Annotated in this window: 17 protein-coding genes; 16 read left to right on the top strand and 1 reads right to left on the bottom strand. The window is 51.7% G+C overall.

Annotated features, from left to right (window positions below; translation table 11 throughout):
• Positions 1 to 292: 292 nt before the first annotated feature.
• From JRI89_02425 to JRI89_02380, 10 genes are all read left to right on the top strand, one after another.
• Positions 293 to 1,651, top strand: a complete 1,359-nt coding sequence (locus tag JRI89_02425; GenBank protein MBW2070088.1) for a LysM peptidoglycan-binding domain-containing protein — start codon at positions 293 to 295, stop codon at positions 1,649 to 1,651.
• A gap of 414 nt (positions 1,652 to 2,065) precedes the next feature.
• Positions 2,066 to 5,320 (top strand): hypothetical protein, encoded by a 3,255-nt coding sequence (locus JRI89_02420; GenBank protein MBW2070087.1) that lies wholly within the window; start codon positions 2,066 to 2,068, stop codon positions 5,318 to 5,320.
• Between the two features lie 122 nt (positions 5,321 to 5,442).
• Positions 5,443 to 5,991 carry a DUF1318 domain-containing protein gene (locus JRI89_02415; GenBank protein ID MBW2070086.1) on the top strand — a complete coding sequence of 183 codons (549 nt, stop codon included), beginning with the start codon at positions 5,443 to 5,445 and terminating at the stop codon, positions 5,989 to 5,991.
• A 51-nt stretch (positions 5,992 to 6,042) separates the two neighbouring features.
• Positions 6,043 to 6,744, top strand: a complete 702-nt coding sequence (locus JRI89_02410; GenBank protein MBW2070085.1) for a transglutaminase domain-containing protein — start codon at positions 6,043 to 6,045, stop codon at positions 6,742 to 6,744.
• Positions 6,745 to 6,988: 244 nt separating this feature from the next.
• Positions 6,989 to 7,363 (top strand): hypothetical protein, encoded by a 375-nt coding sequence (locus JRI89_02405; protein ID MBW2070084.1) that lies wholly within the window; start codon positions 6,989 to 6,991, stop codon positions 7,361 to 7,363.
• Positions 7,364 to 7,366: 3 nt separating this feature from the next.
• Positions 7,367 to 8,521 carry a hypothetical protein gene (locus JRI89_02400; GenBank protein MBW2070083.1) on the top strand — a complete coding sequence of 385 codons (1,155 nt, stop codon included), beginning with the start codon at positions 7,367 to 7,369 and terminating at the stop codon, positions 8,519 to 8,521.
• Positions 8,508 to 8,948 (top strand): hypothetical protein, encoded by a 441-nt coding sequence (locus JRI89_02395; GenBank protein MBW2070082.1) that lies wholly within the window; start codon positions 8,508 to 8,510, stop codon positions 8,946 to 8,948. The genes JRI89_02400 and JRI89_02395 overlap by 14 nt, the downstream gene beginning before the upstream one ends.
• Positions 8,949 to 9,107: 159 nt before the next feature.
• A complete protein-coding gene (locus tag JRI89_02390; GenBank protein ID MBW2070081.1) occupies positions 9,108 to 10,211 on the top strand; it encodes an AAA family ATPase in 1,104 nt (367 codons plus the stop codon).
• Positions 10,208 to 11,008 (top strand): hypothetical protein, encoded by an 801-nt coding sequence (locus JRI89_02385; protein MBW2070080.1) that lies wholly within the window; start codon positions 10,208 to 10,210, stop codon positions 11,006 to 11,008. Before JRI89_02390 ends, JRI89_02385 begins: the two co-directional genes overlap by 4 nt.
• Before the next feature lie 57 nt (positions 11,009 to 11,065).
• On the top strand, positions 11,066 to 12,313 hold the full coding sequence (locus JRI89_02380) for a ThiF family adenylyltransferase (protein ID MBW2070079.1): 1,248 nt from the start codon (positions 11,066 to 11,068) through the stop codon (positions 12,311 to 12,313).
• A 25-nt stretch (positions 12,314 to 12,338) separates the two neighbouring features.
• On the opposite strand, the gene JRI89_02375 is transcribed toward JRI89_02380, so the two are convergent.
• Positions 12,339 to 12,791, bottom strand: coding sequence for a DUF302 domain-containing protein (locus JRI89_02375; protein ID MBW2070078.1), 453 nt, complete (start codon positions 12,789 to 12,791; stop codon positions 12,339 to 12,341).
• Between the two features lie 329 nt (positions 12,792 to 13,120).
• Between JRI89_02375 and JRI89_02370 the strand changes: the two genes are divergently transcribed.
• From JRI89_02370 to JRI89_02345, 6 genes are all read left to right on the top strand, one after another.
• Positions 13,121 to 14,023, top strand: a complete 903-nt coding sequence (locus JRI89_02370) for a hydroxymethylglutaryl-CoA lyase (GenBank protein MBW2070077.1) — start codon at positions 13,121 to 13,123, stop codon at positions 14,021 to 14,023.
• 15 nt (positions 14,024 to 14,038) lie between these two features.
• Complete coding sequence (locus tag JRI89_02365; protein MBW2070076.1) at positions 14,039 to 14,809, top strand: IclR family transcriptional regulator; 771 nt, start codon at positions 14,039 to 14,041, stop codon at positions 14,807 to 14,809.
• Positions 14,810 to 14,887: 78 nt separating this feature from the next.
• Positions 14,888 to 16,087: a CoA transferase gene (locus tag JRI89_02360; protein MBW2070075.1), complete on the top strand. Its 1,200-nt coding sequence runs from the start codon at positions 14,888 to 14,890 to the stop codon at positions 16,085 to 16,087.
• A 126-nt stretch (positions 16,088 to 16,213) separates the two neighbouring features.
• The gene (locus JRI89_02355) at positions 16,214 to 17,203 is read left to right on the top strand and encodes a tripartite tricarboxylate transporter substrate binding protein (protein ID MBW2070074.1); all 990 of its coding nucleotides are present in this window, start codon (positions 16,214 to 16,216) and stop codon (positions 17,201 to 17,203) included.
• Positions 17,204 to 17,239: 36 nt separating this feature from the next.
• Complete coding sequence (locus JRI89_02350) at positions 17,240 to 17,737, top strand: tripartite tricarboxylate transporter TctB family protein (GenBank protein MBW2070073.1); 498 nt, start codon at positions 17,240 to 17,242, stop codon at positions 17,735 to 17,737.
• Positions 17,738 to 17,743: 6 nt separating this feature from the next.
• A partial coding sequence (locus JRI89_02345) for a tripartite tricarboxylate transporter permease (protein MBW2070072.1) occupies positions 17,744 to 18,790 on the top strand: 1,047 nt, incomplete at its 3' end.

Genomic DNA, 18,790 nt, shown 5'->3' with positions numbered 1-18,790 from the left:
GGCTGACAAAAGGTAATTCATCAGTGTCGGCTGTGGGGCTCCGTGATTTCATGGCCGTGCCCTCTTATGTACTATTTGCCGCAGAAACCCGCATAGAGTGTTCTAAAAGATAATATAAGGTTTATAATTTCCTCAAAAGTCTGTATCTAGAAAAAAATGTATACAATAACCTACCTTTAATCATACCTATTTTTAAATCGTTTCATAATAGTATAATTTTGAGCACGCTTCTTGCTATCCATCTCCACCACAGCAAAGAAAAACGAGTCAGGCGAGCTGGAGGTATGGTGGATTGGCCTGGAAACTATTGTACAGGAAAAAGGTTTGTGCCCTGGCCATGGGAATAATGACGCTGTTGTGCTTGGCTGCGGAGGCTGGCGGCAAGGAAGATCATTCTCATGGCAGATTTGTTCATGTGGTAGCCACTGGTGAGACGCTCGACAGAATAGCTCGCCAGTATCTGCCTTTGACAGAGTCACTTACTACGAGCGATCTCACTGAGCAGATCAAGAAACTCAACCACCTCAAAGGGTCTCTTATCCACCCGAAACAACAGCTCATTGTACCTTTGGTGAGATCAACGCCGCTGAAAGCCAAGACCATTGCCAAGCAGAGAGATTTCCTCGCAAAAGGCATTTATGTGAACCGCTATTCCATGGCCTGCCAGAAGATCACCAGGCTGGCCGATACTCTGCTTGCCAATGGCGGCAATACGGTCATCCTGGACGGCAAGGATATGTCGGGAAAACTGTCGTACACTTCAAAGGTCCCTCTGGCCAGGTCCATTGGGGCCAGCAACTGTGCAGCAGTCAGTGATCCAGCAAAGCTATTTCACTATCTACATCAGAAAGGATTGCACATCGGTGTCAGGCTGGTGCTCTTCTACGATCCACTTCTGGCCAGAAAGCGGCCTGAATTCGCCCTGCGTTCATCAGTGAATGGGGCACCAGTAATGGACAACGGCAAAATCGCCTGGGTCGATCCAGCCAGAGTGGAGGTGCAGGACTACTGCATAGAGATTGCAAAAGAAGTGGCTGCCATGGGTGTTGACGAGATACAGTTCGACTATATTCGCTTTCCCACAGTTGCCCTGGGCGAGGGTGATGCCCGTGATGATGAGCCAGGAAAAATCAGCAGGGATGAAATTATAACCAGGTTTCTTGCCAGGGCCTATCGAGAGCTGCAACCGTACAAAGTGCTGCTATCCATTGATGTCTTTGGCATAACAGCCTGGGATCGTGTGGAAGATGTGGCCATGACCGGCCAGAACATAGCAGCCCTGGCAGCACATTGCGACGTGATATCTCCGATGATTTATCCATCGCATTTCTACAACCGATTTCACGGCCTGGCCAATCCAGGCGATGCCCCCTTCTTATTGGTTTCCAAGACGTGTGCCCGGTTTGCAGCGCTGCTCAAAGGCAGCAGGGTGACTGTGCGTCCGTGGATTCAGGCCTTTCCCTTCGGGACCAAGAAGTTCAACGGAGAGTACGTGGTTCAACAGCTCTTGGCATTGAAGGAGTCGAAATCACGAGGCTGGCTGCTCTGGAGTGCCGGCAATGCCTATGATGTGGCCTGGGAGGGGCTGGCACAATGGCAGGAGATGGAAAGCAATGCGGGACGCCAGTTTACCTATATGTTTTCACGCTAACAAGGATTGGCATCAGTGGCAGAGGTCAGGTCAGCAGGAAAAGATAGTTTTTTTCTGCGACCAACCATTTGTCTTTTCTTCTCCCGGAGGCAACCAGTTCGGGTGACCAGTCTGGAATAGCCTGGTCCACGCCTGTGGTCTCGTGTAATGGTCGCAGTTCTTTGCTGAAAGTACTGCTGACACTTACTGCCAAAGGGCAGGCAAGAGAGAGTTTGTTGCCAAGAGCCCGCTGTTACCCCAATAGCCTTGCCTTGTCCTGATCCACCAGATGTTCTCTTCACTGCCCGCAGCTTTATCGTTGGCTGCTGTCAAGGCCCTCAATTATTCATAGCAACTGCAGGCTAGCACCGCTATAATGAGTGCCGTCATTTTGGCTGGCTGACAGCCGAAAATCGGCGCCAGGGCTGTAATCAAATGAAAATCAAGAGACTACTTCTTGTCGTCATCGTGCTCTCATTGCTTCTTATGGGAGCGATTGCCGGCCTCACCTATTATTACTACACTCATCCCTGGCGCGTCAAAAATCTACTGGAAAATTCGTTTGCTCAGCGAAGCAAAGCTGTGGTCAACATTGGCACATTGGAGTATTCTATTTCCCCCTTGCATTTGAAGGCTGGCCATATAACGGTGAGATCATCTCCGACTGGGGGCAAATTTCTCCTTAGTTTGGAAGAGTTCGAGGCGGACATGCGGCTGGTGGGGGGGCTCGGTGAGAGGTCTCTTGTTTTCGAGAAACTCTTAATGCATGGTCTGAGCATCAACGTATCTGGACAGCCTGTGCTGACCAAGCAGAGCCGCCAGGGAGAAAAACAGCAATGGTCGCTGACCTCGAGAATAATAAAGAAGCTGGTGGCTTTTTTCCTTTTCAAAGAGATAAGGCTTGAAGGGGCGGAGGTAGTCAACAGCAGAATTACTGCGCAGCTTCCCCAGGCAGTAATCCAGTTCGAACAGGTGCACGCTTCTTTGCACAGTGATGGTCGTCTGGAAGTATCTTCGACAGCCAACTTCAGCTTGCCTTCCGAAGAGATCAGCTTCAGCAGCTCAGATATCCATCTGCTTACTGAAGGAGTGGTCTCACTACTGAAACCGAATATAGAGTGTCTTGTCACTCTCCGGGGGGGAGTATTGCACAGTCCAGAGGCATCGGTGGAAGCCATGGAGGTGAGAGCGCGGTTCAAGTATCACCTGAACACGAAGCGGCTCGACTTTGGATCCATTATCGTGGACGCTCGCAGGGCTTCCATGCGCAGGCTCGCGGCTAGCAGCCGTACACCAATCATGACGCATGTGAGTGCGAATGGTAGCCTCGACCTCAGAGAGGAGAGTTTCTCCGTACCAGTATTTCAGTTGACAGTGGAAGGACTGGCCCAATTGCAAGGGGCACTGAAGGGAAACTTTGGCGCTCAACCCAAGGTATATGTGGAAATCAGAGAGGCAAGCGTGATTCCCGCTGGTATCGCCTGGCTGCTCCCGGGTGATACGAAGAAGAAGCTGCGTGCAGTGGCTTTGACAGGAATTATCAAAGGAGACGGCTTGATCCGTGCTGCGAAAACGGCGGCCGGTTGGCTCTGGGATACTGATTTGCGGGGGCGCCTGGAGAACAACGTGTTTTCTTACTCCACTGAGAGGGCCAGAGTGGCTGCCACTCTGAATGGCCGCATTTCAGCCAGAGGAAAGCTGCCCTTTCCACAACTATTCTTGTCGATGACCATAGATAAAGCTCTGGCAGCTGTCGGCGGAATAGAGCTGCAGTCTTTTGAGGCGGGATTTTCTCTCAGTGGGAGGTATCCTCGCTTTCTCATAGAAGAGGTGACGGCTGAGTTGCCTGTAGTGCGACTACCTCTAGGTCCAGGGAAGAAGCTGTTCAGCGATGTACATCTCAGAGCAGCAGAGGGTACCGTGGATATCTCCGAGAAATCTGTGTCAATCCCTCATCTCCGCTTCCACTCTTCAATCCTGAAGAACCTTCAGCTTGCCCTGGATGTTCGAGATCAACAAGCGCACTTGAGCCTCCGGGGTGAGCGTACCCATCTTTTCGAAGCTCTTGCGGCCCTGGGACTGCTTCCCAGCGATTGGCAGGTGGAGGGAGTAGATTCTATTCGGATAGAATCCACGGTGAGGCCTGGGCGAGAGACGACTTTCTGGGGGAGAATTGTCCTGGAGAAGGTGGCCTTGCAAAACAAAGAACAGAGCATTGTGGCAGAGGGGCTCTCCTTGACTGCGGAAGCGAAGGGGCGCAAGAAATTCAAAGAACCTGCTGTGGAGGCCACCATTTCCCTGCAGGTCCCTGCGGGTGAGATGCTTTATGACAGATTCTATCTGAACCTTGGTGAGAACGCTTTCTCTGCACGGACCGAGGCCACCTACGACCTGGCGGCAGAGTCGTTAAAGATGGGGAGAATGGTTGTGGATCTAAAAAATCTGTTGACTGTTGAAGGCACTGGCTCTATGCAGCTGCAGCGCCAGGGCCGCCCCGTGCATGCGCGGCTTTCTCTCGGCAGAGCTCCGCTGAGGCCCATCTTTCAGCACTTCTTGGTGGAGCCATTCAAGAGTGAAAATGCCTTGCTTCCAGCATTGCAGGTGAGCGGCACAGTATCCGGGGAGTTTTCCTTATCTAGCAATGGGTCTCAAAAGCAGGGAACAGGTCACCTTCGCTGGAGAGATGGGAGTCTGGTGGTGCCGGAGAAGAAAATAGGAATAGAGGGAATAAAAGTCGATTTTCCCATCAGCTATCAAAGTGGTTCAAAGGGTACAGCAGGCAAGGCAGTAAATGGGTTTCTAGCCGTGGAGATTCTGAAACTGCCGCTTTTCTCGGAACAGCCGCTCCATTTGAACCTCGAAAGCGTGGGTAATACCCTGAGAGTGAAGAATGGAGTTGAGCTTTTCCTGCCAGGGGGAAAAGTGAGTCTAGGCCGGATCGAGGTGCGCAATCCCTACAGCGGACGGCCCCATTTACAGACCAGTATGGCTATCGACATCAAAGAGCTGCAGCCATTGCTGCACGATATGTGGCCTCGGCCCATCAATGGGGATGTGACAGGCCGACTGGCACCGATTGTAGTCGAAAAAGACACCATTACCACTTCGGGGCACGTGACTGTGCACGTTTTCGACGGTGAACTGCTCATCTCGGATTTAGGTGCGAGCGCCATCTATTCTCCCGCCCCCCTTCTCAGGTGCAATGTGAAAGTAAAGGACCTGAATCTCGACCTTGCCACTAGAGGAACCGGTTTCGGCAGAGTTCAGGGAATTCTCAGCGGCTATGTCAACGATCTGGAGATTGTGGACGGGCAACCGCAGAGTTTTGACCTGTTGCTACAGACTGTAAAAAAGAAAGGGGTCAGGCAGAAAATCAGCCTGAAGGCCATAGACCACATTGCCCAACTAGGCGGGGCTCAGAGTCCCTTCATGGGGGCAGCCAGACTTCTCACTCCCTTTTTCAAGCATTTTTCCTATAGAAAAATGGGGGTGCGAGCTTCTTTGCAGAATGATATCTTTAAGGTGAACGGTATTGTCAAAGAAGGGGGCAAGGAATATCTGGTACGAAGAGCTGGACTTACGGGAGTTGATGTCATCAACCAAAACGTCGATAATCGAGTAAGTTTCAAAGATATGGTGGGACGCCTGAAACGGATCACCGCTGACAGCACTGGGCCAGTGATAAAATAGCCCCAATGCGCCAGTCTGTTCTGGGAAGTGGGGGTTGTTCTGCTGATGCCCCGACTTGCCAGCCCGATGGATGCAGATTAGAGTAATGTGGTGTTAACCGGGGGACAAGGGGAGAGGTGGAAATGAAAGGTTCTCGGAAGACGGCGAAAGTTTTGGTTGTTTTCGGTATACTCACAGTATTTGCCTGCGTAACTATCAACATCTATTTCCCTGAAAAAGAGGTGGAATCAGTTGCCGGGGAGATTGTCAGTGACATTCGAGGCAAGAATACAGAAGAAAAAGAGCAGTCCCCCAAGAAGGACCAAGAATCGCTACTGCAATATGAGCTATTTCATCTGACCGCTCTCGAGGCGTGGGCTGGCGAAGTGACCACAGTTTCCAACCCGACCATACGGGCGTTGAAGAAGGAGATGAAAGCCCGCTATAGTCTCACGAAGCCCTATTACCAGAATGGCAACCTCAAAGAAGGCCAGGATGGCTATGTGTCAGTGGCCCATACCAAGGGCTTGGGGCTAAAAGAAAAGAGAGATTTGCAGACTCTGGTGGATGCCGAAAACCGCGATCGTAAAAGATTATATGCGGAAGTTGCCAAAGCACTGAAGATAGATCCTTCCCAGACCAACAAAGTAGCAAAGATCTTTGCCAAAGAGTGGCAGAAAAATCTGCCGTAGTCCGAGCGCTACGGTGCAGGCTGCGCCTGGTACAGACGGATGTGAAGGACAATGAAAGAGAGCAGGGCAATCTATCTACAGCCTACGGCAATCATAGACAGCGATCAGCTACCTGTGGAAAGGTATGCGAAACAAACAGTCGCTGGCTGCTACGATCAGGTTGAACAGGCAGTGAGACTATATCTGGCTGTGCGAGATGGTATCCGCTACGATCCATACTGCGCCTTTCACCTGCCGGTCCACTACCAGGCAAGCAAAGTACTGGCAAAGGGCAGGGGCTTCTGCGTTCCCAAGGCGTCATTGTTGTGCGCTCTGGCCCGCGCCTGTGGCATCCCGACGCGGCTCGGATTTGCCACGGTACGCAATCATCTGGCCACAAAGCAGCTTCTTGATTTTCTGGGCAGCAACCTCTTTGTGTATCACGGCTTCGTCGAGTTCTATCTAGAAGGCAAATGGGTGAAGGCCACGCCTACTTTCAATCGAGAGCTTTGCGAGCGGCACGGAGTGCCGCCTCTGGAGTTTGATGGGCGGCATGACTCCCTCTTCCACCCTTACGACGCGCAGAACAACCGCTTCATGGAATACGTTGCCCACCACGGTACCTTTGCAGACGTTCCAGTGGACCTTATAGTGGCTGCCTGGAAAGATGCTTACGGTGAAGCGCGAGTGCAGGAGTGGATTCAGCTATTTGCCGAAAAGGAAGGAGTCGCCGCGGCTCGTGATTTTACCCGTGAAACTGTGTGCAAAGATTGACTCCATTTGGCATGAGCCATTTGACGGGTGTTCTTTTCTATGAATGGCAATGCTGCCTCTGGGAGATGATGACTAGAAAAGGAGATAGCAAACCATCAGTGGTCCAATGCCCTGGAGATACATATCATCTCCCGTCCTCGGGTGACGCCTTGATCGACACTGACATGTTCGCTGCTTACCTTTTGTGTTTCCCATGAGTTAAAATAATGAAAATTGGCGAAAGAAATGCATGGAGGAGAGTAGCATGGCTGATGTAGAGCTGGACCAGGATGTGGCAAGGCGGGCAAAAGAAGAGAGGCTGCTGCCACTGGTAGTAGAGATAATGGCTGGGCAGGCAAGGGAAGGGCTGGTTGATATTTACGAGCCTGGTACATATGAGGGCAAGAGCCTGAGGCAACTGTGCGAGCAGACATTGGCCAGGGAAGACCTGAGCATTGAAGAGCGGCAAATAGTAGAAGAGATTCGTCGGCAGCTCAAGGGAGGCAAACTACTCAGCAGAGGCAAGGAGATCGACGATAGGGCGCTTAATTATGTGGAGAGACAGCAGACTGAAATTGGTGAGAACTATCTTTATGTGCCCATCCGGGCGATCAAGCCTCAGGAAGGCGGAGATTGGTAGTTGATGGCTAAACTACTTGCGAATAATGGTCCCTTTGTCGTACAGCAAGGGGTGCTCTATGTGCCATTGCTCTTCGATCCTGAGGTGCAAAAAGAGGCCACTGTATTGGCAGAAAGTGGCTCTGAAGAATCTCTTCCTGTCGTTCTCCAGGTTGCAGGGCAGCTCTTTGTGAGGTCGGTGACACTCGAGTCACTGGTGCGTCAGTATGGCCGGCTCTACCCGGATTCCTACCATAGACTGCGGACGGGATTGCTCGACAGCAAGGTAAACTCCTGGGTTAGAGACGCCTTTGGGCCTGATGACAAATTGCAGACTATTATTTTTCAGATAATGCCTCACTTTGTAGGGAGGCGCAAAGGTCTGCACCGACGCACCTTGAACAGCGAGGAAATCCTGGCTCTACTGGCGGAAAGGCTGAGCGTGCCAGCTTCCTATTACCGCGAGGCGGAAAGGTATCGCGATGACAATTCACTTCAGACACTGCTCGAGAGTTTTGCTGATACGTATTCGCAGGATCACTACCCTGCAGACGGCCTTATGGAGGCAAAAGAATTACAGGACTGGCTGGAGGCGGCGTCAAAAGTGCAGTTCAGGGTCGCCGAGAAATATCGTCTGCAGAAGGAGGTGGCAGAGAGGGAAAAGCTGGCGAAATTGGACAAGAAGTATGTCGCGCTGCTGTTGTACATAGCAGATAAGGGTTCTTGCAGTCTAGATGACTTTGGCTTGTTCAGAGAAGGACGTGCTGGAGATTATCACGTATACGTGCATACGGGTGAATACGCCCTCAAGGACTATTATGGCCGTCTCTACCTGTTTCCTGATTGCCGGGTGGCAGTATCCACCAGCGGTACCCCTAGACCGTATGTGCTCGACAGGTACAAACACCCTTTTCTTTTCCGACATGCTGCCAAGCAGGAAATTTGTATGAAACAGTTTACACCGGCAACAGAATTTTCTGCCCAAAACGTGATACGCTCCCTGGAATTGGGGCTGCTTGCCCTCTACCATGGCTACAACCCCAGAAGGCGAAACGGTTATCACAGCCTCGACAGGGTTACCACCTATGTAAGGATAGTCAATTTTGACGACTACCGCATTCCGGCCGATCATCCGAAAATTATCTCGGGTGAGGTGGAAGTAAAAAATGAGTACCTCTGAGAAACACCTTTTGCAAGGAATTATCAGCACAAGGGCCCGCAAAAGGCAGAAGCAGGTGTTTCGCAGAACGCCATTTTCCAGGGTAAGCGCAGTTGTGGAAAAGTACGGACTCGATGAAACATTTATCCGAGACCTCGAACGGTCTATGGAGCACGACGGATCTGTAGAGAAATTGAGCACGGTGGAAAAAGAGTCAATGGATCTTCCATTGTTTTCTCTTGTGTCAGAAAAAACATATCGCCTTACTGAAGCAATATTGGACATAGTGGATAATCCTTATGTCCAATTTGCAAATTCACCGGAAGAACTCCTTCTTGCCTGCCGGCTTTATCAACAGAACGCCAGACTCGATGAGCACCAGCTGTCATCGCTGCATTTCTGCGTGCTTTTGTCGAAAGAGTATGCCAACGGGTCGAAGCGAGCTTGAAGGACGCTAGCCATCAAGGCGGTCATACCGACTGGGGTGTGGTCTTGATGGCGGCAGCGGGGCCCATGTAGTTGCAACAGCAGGAGAAGACCTTAGTATTTTGGGCAATTATGATCAGCAGTGGCTGGTGGCCAACCAGTAGAAACGAGGTTGCCTGATATGTATGAGAGTATATCACGTGAAAGCCGCAGAAGGATTCAAGAAAAGATAGATAAGCTTCGGGAGCTGCAGGCCAATGAAACGGTGGAACATATTGTGGAGTTTGACAAGACCCCGGCAGAGCTCAAAGCAGAAATGGACAGGTTCATTATTGGCCAGGAGAAGGGCAAGAGGGTTATTGCTACGGCAATTGCGTACCATTATCGCAGGCTGGGGCACGCACTGAAGGAGGCCATGGTAGAGAATGGTCAAGATATTGACAGAGCACTGAGGCAAACCAGGACGCCGAAGGCGAACATATTGATGATAGGTCCCACTGGTTGCGGCAAGACCTACACCGGGGAGACCGCCTCGGCACTGGTTGGTGTGCCTTTTGTGGTGGAGGACATGACCAAATTCAGTGAGGTAGGATATGTGGGGCAAAACACCAGCGATATCCTGGTAGATCTTCTCATAGCAGGAGGAGGCAATTCACAAGTGGCCCAGATGGGAATTGTCTATCTGGATGAGCTTGACAAGATAGCCACTGAACAGGCGGCTTACAAGGATGTCTCCGGCAAAGGAGTACAGAAAGGGCTCCTCAAAATGGTGGAAGGCGTAGAAAATACCATCGAACTTGGCAGAGAGAGGTTGATGTTGTCCACCAGACACGTGCTGTTCATTGCTGGCGGGGTATATGACAAGATCGATGATATTGTCAAGAACCGCATGGAGGAGCACGGGCTCAAAGGTGACTGGAAAGAATACCTCCTCACCGAAGACCTGGTCTCTTTTGGCATGGAAAGACAACTCATGGCCCGCTTTCCGGTGAGGGTTGTCTACAATTCTCTGACCACCCAGAATTTGAAAGAGATTCTTACCAAGAGTGAAGATAGTCCCTTGCGAGCCTACAGCAATGATCTGAGGGCCTGGGATATAGAGCTCAAGGTTACGGATGAGGCCTTGACCGAAATGGCGCGGCATGCCACCAAAGAGGGCATTGGGGCGCGAGGCTTGACGAGCATCCTGCACAGGGTACTGCTGGACAAGATGTACGAGCTGCCGGGTAAACACCAGGGAGAATTCGTGGTAAATGGCAGCTACGTGAAAGCGAGGCTTTCATGAGCCTGAAGAGTCTAGCGCAATTGAAACGGAAGAGCGTTCTGGAGTTGCCATTGCATTCGCTGCCTGAAAAGGTGCAGATCACCGCCTATGCAAAAAATAAGGCTTACAGGACGTGTGAACTGATCAAGGAAATCTTCAAAGACAGTTTTGAATGGTATGGCTTTACTCTAGCGAGCAAAGACAATCCGGAGGTGATCACTGATGTGGGACTGCCCCGAGATCAGGCTAATTTTCAGGATCACACAGAGCTGAAGCCTGAAAGTATAGCAGCATTTTTGGAGAGCTTGCCATCGCATTTGATAGTGAACGGCTGGATTCACTCACATGGGGAACTGCAGTATGAAATGTTCTCAGAAATTGACAGAGAGAACCATCTCACAGTGCTGGATTATGTCAGTCCTCTAGTAAGGCGACCAGTGGCCAAGAAAGAGTTGGTAATTCGGGATCTAGTTCTGTTGCGCAAAGATCACTATAGTGTTGAGGACTTGCGCCAGGGGAGCGTCTGTTTAGTTACGGACAAGCCTGTTGAAGAGGCTATGGTCCTGGAGACCATTTACGGCAGCTTTTGTTACTGTATTGTTATTGGGGACAAAGGCTGGCATTCCCAGGAGATCTATTACAAGAAAAGAGGAATACTTTCTGGTGAGGTTACTATTGCAGGCAAGGAGGCCGAGATGACAGTTGTGGACTCCGCCCTGGATCTATCGCCTGCTGAGGTGCGGGCGCTGGCTGGCGAAATAGCGGAGAAAATTAAACCAGTGACCTCTCCACCGCCAGAGCTAATTGAAAGGATGTAGGATAGTCTTGAGTGGGCCCTGGAGTGGAAATCTATTTTGCCGCTGGCAAGACAAACCATGTTTGAAGATAGACTGGACAGACAGCTGCGGATTCCGGGTTGGAATCAGAGTGTTCTCGAGCGCGCCAAGATAGGTGTTGTTGGCGATTCCGACTACCTCGCCTCTCACTACTTGCTGGCCGCTGCAGCTCTTGGCATCTGTAACCTGGTGGTGATTGCTCCATGGTTGCACGAGGGGCTCGCAGACGCGGCAAGTCAGCTGAATCCCAAGCTGAGATTGACGCATGTCGAGGGATTCTACACGCATCCCATGTGGGACGATATTTTTCGTGACTGCCAGCTAATAGTTGATCTGAGTCAGTTTGGCCTTGCCAACAAGCTGATGCTCAACAGAGCCTACCAGGATGACGTTCCACTTGTCAGGGCCTTCTGCTACCAGAAAAACAATGAGCAGGGCTGCAAGGTATTCACCTACAGGAAAGGGCGCGAGTGGCAGGAGCTCGAAGAGATCGTCTGTGCCAGACAGCTGCCGGGAGAATGTGTGCATGACGGCATTCTGGGGATAATTGCTGCTGGTCTGGCATTGGAAGATACCAAGAACGTTTTGCTGGGATGGCCAGTACCCAGTGAAGTCGTTTCTTACAAGAGCAAGCAGGTGGTCATCGACAGTGCCACCAAGAAGATCTGTGTGGTAGGGGCGGGAGCGCTCGGGAACTTTGTCGGCCTTGCCCTGGGATTTTCTGGTTTTCGACACATTACCTTTATTGATCCCGATGTGGTGGAAGTAACCAACCTCAACAGACAGGTGCTATTGCATGCCGGCGTTGGTTCCAACAAAGCTGAAATCCTTGCCAGGCGACTCAATTCTATGTTCACCACAGAGGCGGTAGCTGTGGTGGACTATCTGAGCAGGGACAGTGACATCTCTGGGTTTGATGTGGTCTTCGACTGTGTGGACAATTTTGAAAGCAGAATTGTTATAAGCGAACTGTGTCAGCTTACGGGAAAGATGCTGGTGAGCGGCGGCAGCAACGTGGCTGCAGGCCAGGTCATTGTCTACAGCCCCGGCAGCAATGATGGTACCCCTGCTGAGCTTCTGGGTCTGCAAGAGATTGTTGCGGAAAGACAGATCTCTTCATTCAGACGGTTGCGAGAGTCGTGTATATACCGGCCAGAGCCCTCCGTCATTATGACAAATCAGATCATCGCCGGCATAATGGTTGACAGCTATCGCCTTGTGCTGGCCGGTGAGCAGCCTGCCAATGTCTTTTACGACGCAAGCAGCGATTTGAGGTTCGCCAGCTGATATTGCCAGGACTCGTCTGGAAGACTCAAGGACTGGCAGCGGCAGTGGCGAAGTTTTGCAAGGCGGAGGTTATCTTGTTTATCACCTCCTGGCAGCCTTTCATATGATGGCGCCAGACAAGATAATTGGGATCATTGTACGACAGCCACACCTGACCGATTTGATCCTGCCAGATCAGGGCTTTTAGAGGAAGATCGATGCCAGCTGTTTGGCTGCAAAGCATCAGGGAGGTGCCCACCTTGGGGTTGCCAAATATAATGAGTTCTGTAGGGCGAAGATCTTTGCCCACCTTGCTTGCCGCCTTGGCATGATCAATTCTAATGAAGACAGTCATGCCCTTCTCCTGGAGGATCTTCTCCAATCTATCAGCTGTTGTCTTGACATCGTAACTGCTCCTGAGGCTTACTACCCCATCAGCGGCAAAGCTGGGGCTTGCTAGCAGAACACTCACCAGGACAGCGAGAACAGTGGCACGCATGAGTTTTCCTCCTGATTCATAAAGGGAAAGCCAACCTTGTCGGTTCATCATTTTCGGGTTTTACTTATATTGTTTTCTACTATTATTTAAGAATATTGCCTCAATAACAAGGTCTAATGCCAACTGACCCCAACGATGCTTTTCTGAAAGACAGCTTGGCCGGGTCGCCTCGATGCAGGGTGGATAGGATGCGGCAGGCCGGGGCCCTTGAACAGACTCCTATAGAGAGTGCTTTGCGACTTGACATCGGAGCCTTATAATGGTAACCAAGATAGAATATTATTCTATCTAATAGAATTTTATGCAACCTTCTTACAACAAGGCCCCAGATGCTGCTCACCCTAGAAGATGAAACACTACGCGACGGACTCCAGAACGAGAGTCGCATTTTTTCGCTGGACGAAAAAGTCCGCATTTTCCGGCAACTCGTTGATTCAGGGATAAAAAGAATCCAGGTTGGCTCATTCGTTCATCCTAGACTCGTGCCGCAAATGGCGAACACTGACGAACTGGTCAGGGTGTTGACTAACGTCCCTGAAGATGTGGTGCTGACGGCACTCGTACTGAATGCAAAAGGTCTAGAGAGAGCGCAAAAGTGTGGTCTGGCGCACCTGAGCATGTCAGTGTCTGCCAGCGACAGCCACAGCAGGAAAAATGTTGGCCGGCCAGCGAAGACTGCACTGGCAGAAATGACGGCTCTCATCAGAGAAGCAAGGGAAACCGGCCTGAGCGTGAGGGCGGGAATACAGTGCGCTTTCGGCTGCGTCTATGAGGGCGAGATTTCTGAGGACACGGTGCTGGCCACTGCAGAGTATCTGGCCGCTTCCGGAGCCAGCGAGATAAACCTGGCCGACACCACGGGAATGGCTGGCCCCAGGCAGATTCGAAGCTTGCTGCGCAGGATACAGGGTGAGTTTCCTGAGATAACCATTTCACTGCATTTGCACAACACCAGAGGACTGGGCCTGGTAAACACTCTGGCTGCCTATGAAGAAGGCATACGCCTCTTCGACGTCTGTGTTGGCGGCCTGGGTGGCTGCCCTTTCGTGGATGGGGCTGGCGGTAATGTGCCTACTGAAGATGCAGTGCATATGTTTGAAGCTGCAGGCGTTCCCACAGGGGTGGATTTGCAGAGAATCTGCCGACTCAGCGAACTGCTGGAAGAGATGTTAGCCAGACCCCTTGCCGGGCATATGAGCCGGGTGCTCAGGAAAATGCAGAAAATCTGCTGACGAGTGAAACAGGCAATGAAAGAGTCCGAGAGACACATTGCAGCTGTGGTCAAGGCGCTGACTATCATGGAGTGTCTCGAAACCCATGCTTCATTGACGCTCAAAGAGATCAGCACCCTCACTGGACTGAACAAGAGCAGGATCATCCGGCTGTGCGGTACGCTGGTGTCAAAGTCGTATCTCACCCATGATTCTGCAACCGGAAAATACAGTCTGGGTGGTAAAGTTCTTTCCCTGGCAAAGGCGTATGAAAAGCATAATCCTCTGATTTCTTTGGCCAGGCCTCTCTTGCGGGCCCTGGCTTGCAGCACAGGTGAGACCTCAGCGCTCTATGTGCTGGATGGTTGGCAGAGGCGATGCGTTGCCCGGGAGGAAGGACAGCATCCCGTACGTTACGCCTCCGAGATTGTAGGACAGTCGCTGGCGCTCCATGCTGGGGCGAGCGGCAAAGTATTGCTTGCTTTTGGACCCGAAGAAATCAGGCAGGAAGTCCTCAGGCAAGATTCCCTGGAGAGATTCACACCAAATACCATTACTGATGCCAAAGTACTGGGCGTGGAGCTGCAAACAATCCGCACTCGAGGGTATGCCTTCAGTGTTGGCGAACGAGTATCTGAGGTTGCGGCCCTGGCAGTGCCTGTCTTCGATTATGGTAAACGGCTGTGCGCTGCTCTCTCCATAGCGGGGCCAATTCAACGGTTCTCCGCCAATCAGTGTGCAACGAGCCTGGCGCTCCTGAAGAAAGCTGCCCAGCAGTTGTCTGGCCAACTGGGGTACAAACCATAAATTGATGCTCTGGCTGCTGTAAAAGGGAACTGGGCTCCTGGAGGCCCTTTGGGCAAATGGAAGGAGAGAAACTGTAACATGAAGCGAGAGCAAAAGGCGCTGCCCCTGGAGGGAATACGCGTGCTGGAACTGGGACATACGGTTATGGGGCCAACCTGCGGCTTGATCCTGGCAGATATGGGGGCTGAAGTAATCAAGATAGAAAGGGCCCCGAATGGTGACAACACTCGGAGGCTTACTGGTTTCGGCCGAGGTTTTTTCCCGTTCTTGAATCGCAACAAAAAGAGCCTGGCACTGGATCTCAAAGCAGACAGCGGCAAGAAAGTCCTGAGAAAACTGATTGCTCACTCCGACGTCTTGATCGAAAACTTTGGTCCTGGGGCTGTTGACCGCCTGGGATTCAGCTACAGAGAGGTAGCCCAGATCAACAGCCGCATAATCTACTGCTCACTCAAAGGGTTCATGCCCGGGCCCTATGAAAATCGCCCTGCTCTCGATGAAGTCGTGCAAATGATGAGTGGCCTCGCTTATATGACCGGCCCTGGAGGTCGGCCGTTTCGGGTGGGCGCTTCAGTAACCGATATTCTAGGTGGGACTTACGGGGTGGTTGGAATTCTCACAGCACTTTACGAAAGAGAGAAGACCGGACGAGGCCAGTTCATTATCGCCTCTCTTTATGAAGCTACTGCATTTCTCATGGGTCAGCATATGGCTTATGCAGCAGTGACAGGTGAGCCAGCTTCGCCCATGCCTGAGAGAGTGAGCTCCTGGGCGGTTTACGATCGCTTTCAGTCCAGAGACGGTAAAGAGGTATTTGTGGGCATTACCAGTGATGAACAGTGGAGGCGGTTCTGTGAGACCTTTCAACTCTATTCATTGAAAAATGATGAGAGTCTTGCCACCAACAACGACAGAATTGCCCAGAGGCAAATGCTGATCGCCAAACTGCAGGAGCTGTTCAACGGCATGGACCATGAACAAATCTTGCAAATGTGCGAGAAAGCTGCAATACCCTTTGCACCCGTGGCCAGGCCTGAAGAACTCTTCGATGATCCACACCTCAATGAGAGTGGCGGCCTGCTGCAGACAAATCTTCCTGGCGGCAGGACAGCCAAACTTCCTAAGATACCTCTGCGCATAGGCAAATACGATTTTGGTCTGCGCAGCGATCCTCCGGATGTGGGGCAGGGAAGCCTGGATTTACTCAGGTCCCTGGGAATATCGGAAGAAGAAATCAACCGTATGAAAGTCAACGGTTCGGTGGTATCTTCGCCCTGAGAGAGTGTGGTGTGGAAATGGTGCGAGGAGAGCTCGTGGTCGCCTCGCCTTGAGGTAATAAGGTGGCGTGTGCAGGAGTTCAGGGAAGTAAAGGAAACATCACCTGAGAATGAAAGGAGGTTTCAAATGAAACGAGTTGCCTTGCTGACAGTGTTTGTGGCGGTGTTGATCGGCTTTTTGGTGGCAGTGCAAGCATCACTCGCTGTTGCCTGGGAGCCCAAAGAGGCCATTGAATTTATCGCCCCTGCCAATCCAGGAGGCGGTTGGGATACTATTTGTCGAACATCAGCCCGAGTGCTGCAAAAGACAGCCTTGATCAAACAGCCGGCCTATGTTGCCAATATGCCAGGGGGCAGCGGTTCAGTTGCCATTGCCTATGTGGTAAAGAAACGGCGGGGAGACAACAATTTGCTGGTAGCAGCCTCGAATGCGCTCACCTTCAGCATGGCCATCAAGAGAACTCCCTACACCTACGATGACATTACGCCGCTGGCACAGGTGGCAAGCGAATTCGGAGGCTATGTGGTACGGGCCGACTCAAAGTTCAAGACGCTTGCTGATCTGGTCAAGGCATTGAAGGCGGACCCCAAGTCGGTGACTTTTGCCGGCGGTTCTGCACCCGGCGGTATGGATCACATCAAGGTTGCCTTGCTGGCCAAAGAAATTGGCGTGGACCCATTGAAGATCTCCTATGTGCCCTATCAGGGTGGAGGTGAAGCTCTGGCCTCTCTTCTTGGCGGCCATGTTGAGGTGGGCTCACTCGACCTCTCGGAGGTGGCTGGGCAATTGGAAGCCGGCAAAGTGCGCGTGCTTGCGGTGCTGTCTGAAAACAGGTTGAAAGCTTTCCCTGATTTAGCCACTGCTCGTGAGCAGGGAGTGGATGTGGTGTTCAACATCTGGCGCGGCCTCTACATGGCACCTGGAGTGTCAAAAGAGGCCAAAGAGTTCTGGGTGGCGACCATCAAAAAGATGGTGGCAACGCCGGAGTGGAATAGTGAGCGGCAAAAACTTGGCTGGGAACCTGTCGTCAAGTTTGGCGATGACTTTGCCAGTTTTGTCAAAGATGAGTACCAACGCTATAAGACCCTTCTGAAGGAGCTGGGCTTTGTGAAGTAACCCAGGTGCTTACCATCAGCAAATCCTGAGCGACTGATGAAAAACAGAAAAATACTCACTAGAACCCGCCTCGAAGCTCTAGTAATAATTGTGGGAGTGCTTGGCTATATTCGGACGGGTCTGGATTTGCCGCCGTTTTACAATGTGCCGGGAGTGCCAGGCCCGTCCGTCTTCCCGACTATTCTGGGCCTGATTATGGGATTGGGAGCTCTCTGGTTGTTAATCTTTCCAGGTGACGACAGAGGAGCAGAACAGGAGACCCCCGGTGAGAGTCTCTGGCAACGGCTGCTCAACAGATGGCAGTTCTACTTCATGTGGGCGCTCCTCATAGCCTATGTGTTCCTTCTTCCCTACCTGGGCTTCATATTATGCAGCATAGTATTGTTGAGCGCTCTCATCTTTCTGTTGGGCGAGCGCCGCTGGTACCTGGGGATTTCCGTGGCAGTGGTGTTTACCATTGCCATTTACCTCACCTTCAGCAAAGGACTGCAGATCAGGTTGCCCATGGGCATATTTGAAGGAATAATAAGGTGATGGTACATGTTTCATAATCTGCTCTACGGACTTGGCGTCGCCTTCACGCCCTTTAATATTGTAATTGCCTTCGTTGGTTGTCTGGTGGGCACGGTGGTGGGTGTGCTTCCAGGGTTGGGCCCCACGGGAACAATTGCCATCCTTCTACCCATGGTGTTCAGCATGCCTTCCACATCGGCGATGATCATGCTGGCTGCGGTCTACTACGGCGCCATGTATGGCGGCTCTACCACTTCCATTCTGGTAAATATCCCCGGCGAATCTGCCTCGGTAGTTACCACCATAGACGGCTACAAGATGGCACTGCAGGGTCGTGCTGGGTCGGCCCTGGCCGTATCTGCAATTGGCTCATTTATTGCGGGCACCTTCAGCGTGGTTGCTCTCACCTTTATTGGAGAACCTGTAGCCCGAATTGCCCTCCGATTTGGCCCTGCTGAGTTTTTTTCTTTATTTGCCTTCGGCCTCTGCACTGTGGCGAGTTTGACTGGCAGATCTGTGGTGAGAGCCATTATGGCCACTGTATTTGGCCTGATGATGGCTACGGTTGGTATTGACATTGTTTCAGGAGCACCACGCTTCACTTTTGGCAATCCCTTTCTTCAAGACGGCATAGACTTCATAGTCGTGGCCATAGGCATGTTTGCCATTTCTGAGGTGATCATCGTTGCAGAAGAGCTCAGATCTGGCGCTAGAGGACAAGTCATCAAACCGAAGAGCCTGTGGATCTCTTTCAAAGAGTTCTTGTTCAGTCTGGGTTCGATTCTGCGAGGCACAATTATCGGTTTCTTTGTGGGTGTGCTGCCTGGTGCCGGGGCAACTCTGGCCTCCTTCCTCTCCTATGACATCGAAAAGCGGTTGGCCAAGAATCCTGAAACCTTTGGCAAGGGTGACATCAGGGGAGTCGCCTGTCCTGAAGCTGCCAACAACGCTGCCAGCGGCGGAGCCCTCTTGCCGCTACTCACTCTAGGGATCCCAGGGGGGGGCGCAACCGCTGTTATGCTCGGCGCCCTGATGATGCTGGACATTACACCCGGACCTCTGCTCTTTCAGAAA

This window comes from Deltaproteobacteria bacterium, from assembly GCA_019309045.1.
Lineage (GTDB): Bacteria > Desulfobacterota > Syntrophobacteria > BM002 > BM002 > JAFDGZ01.
Note: the sequence above shows the minus strand (reverse complement) of the source record. Positions and strands in the feature narration are given on the sequence as shown.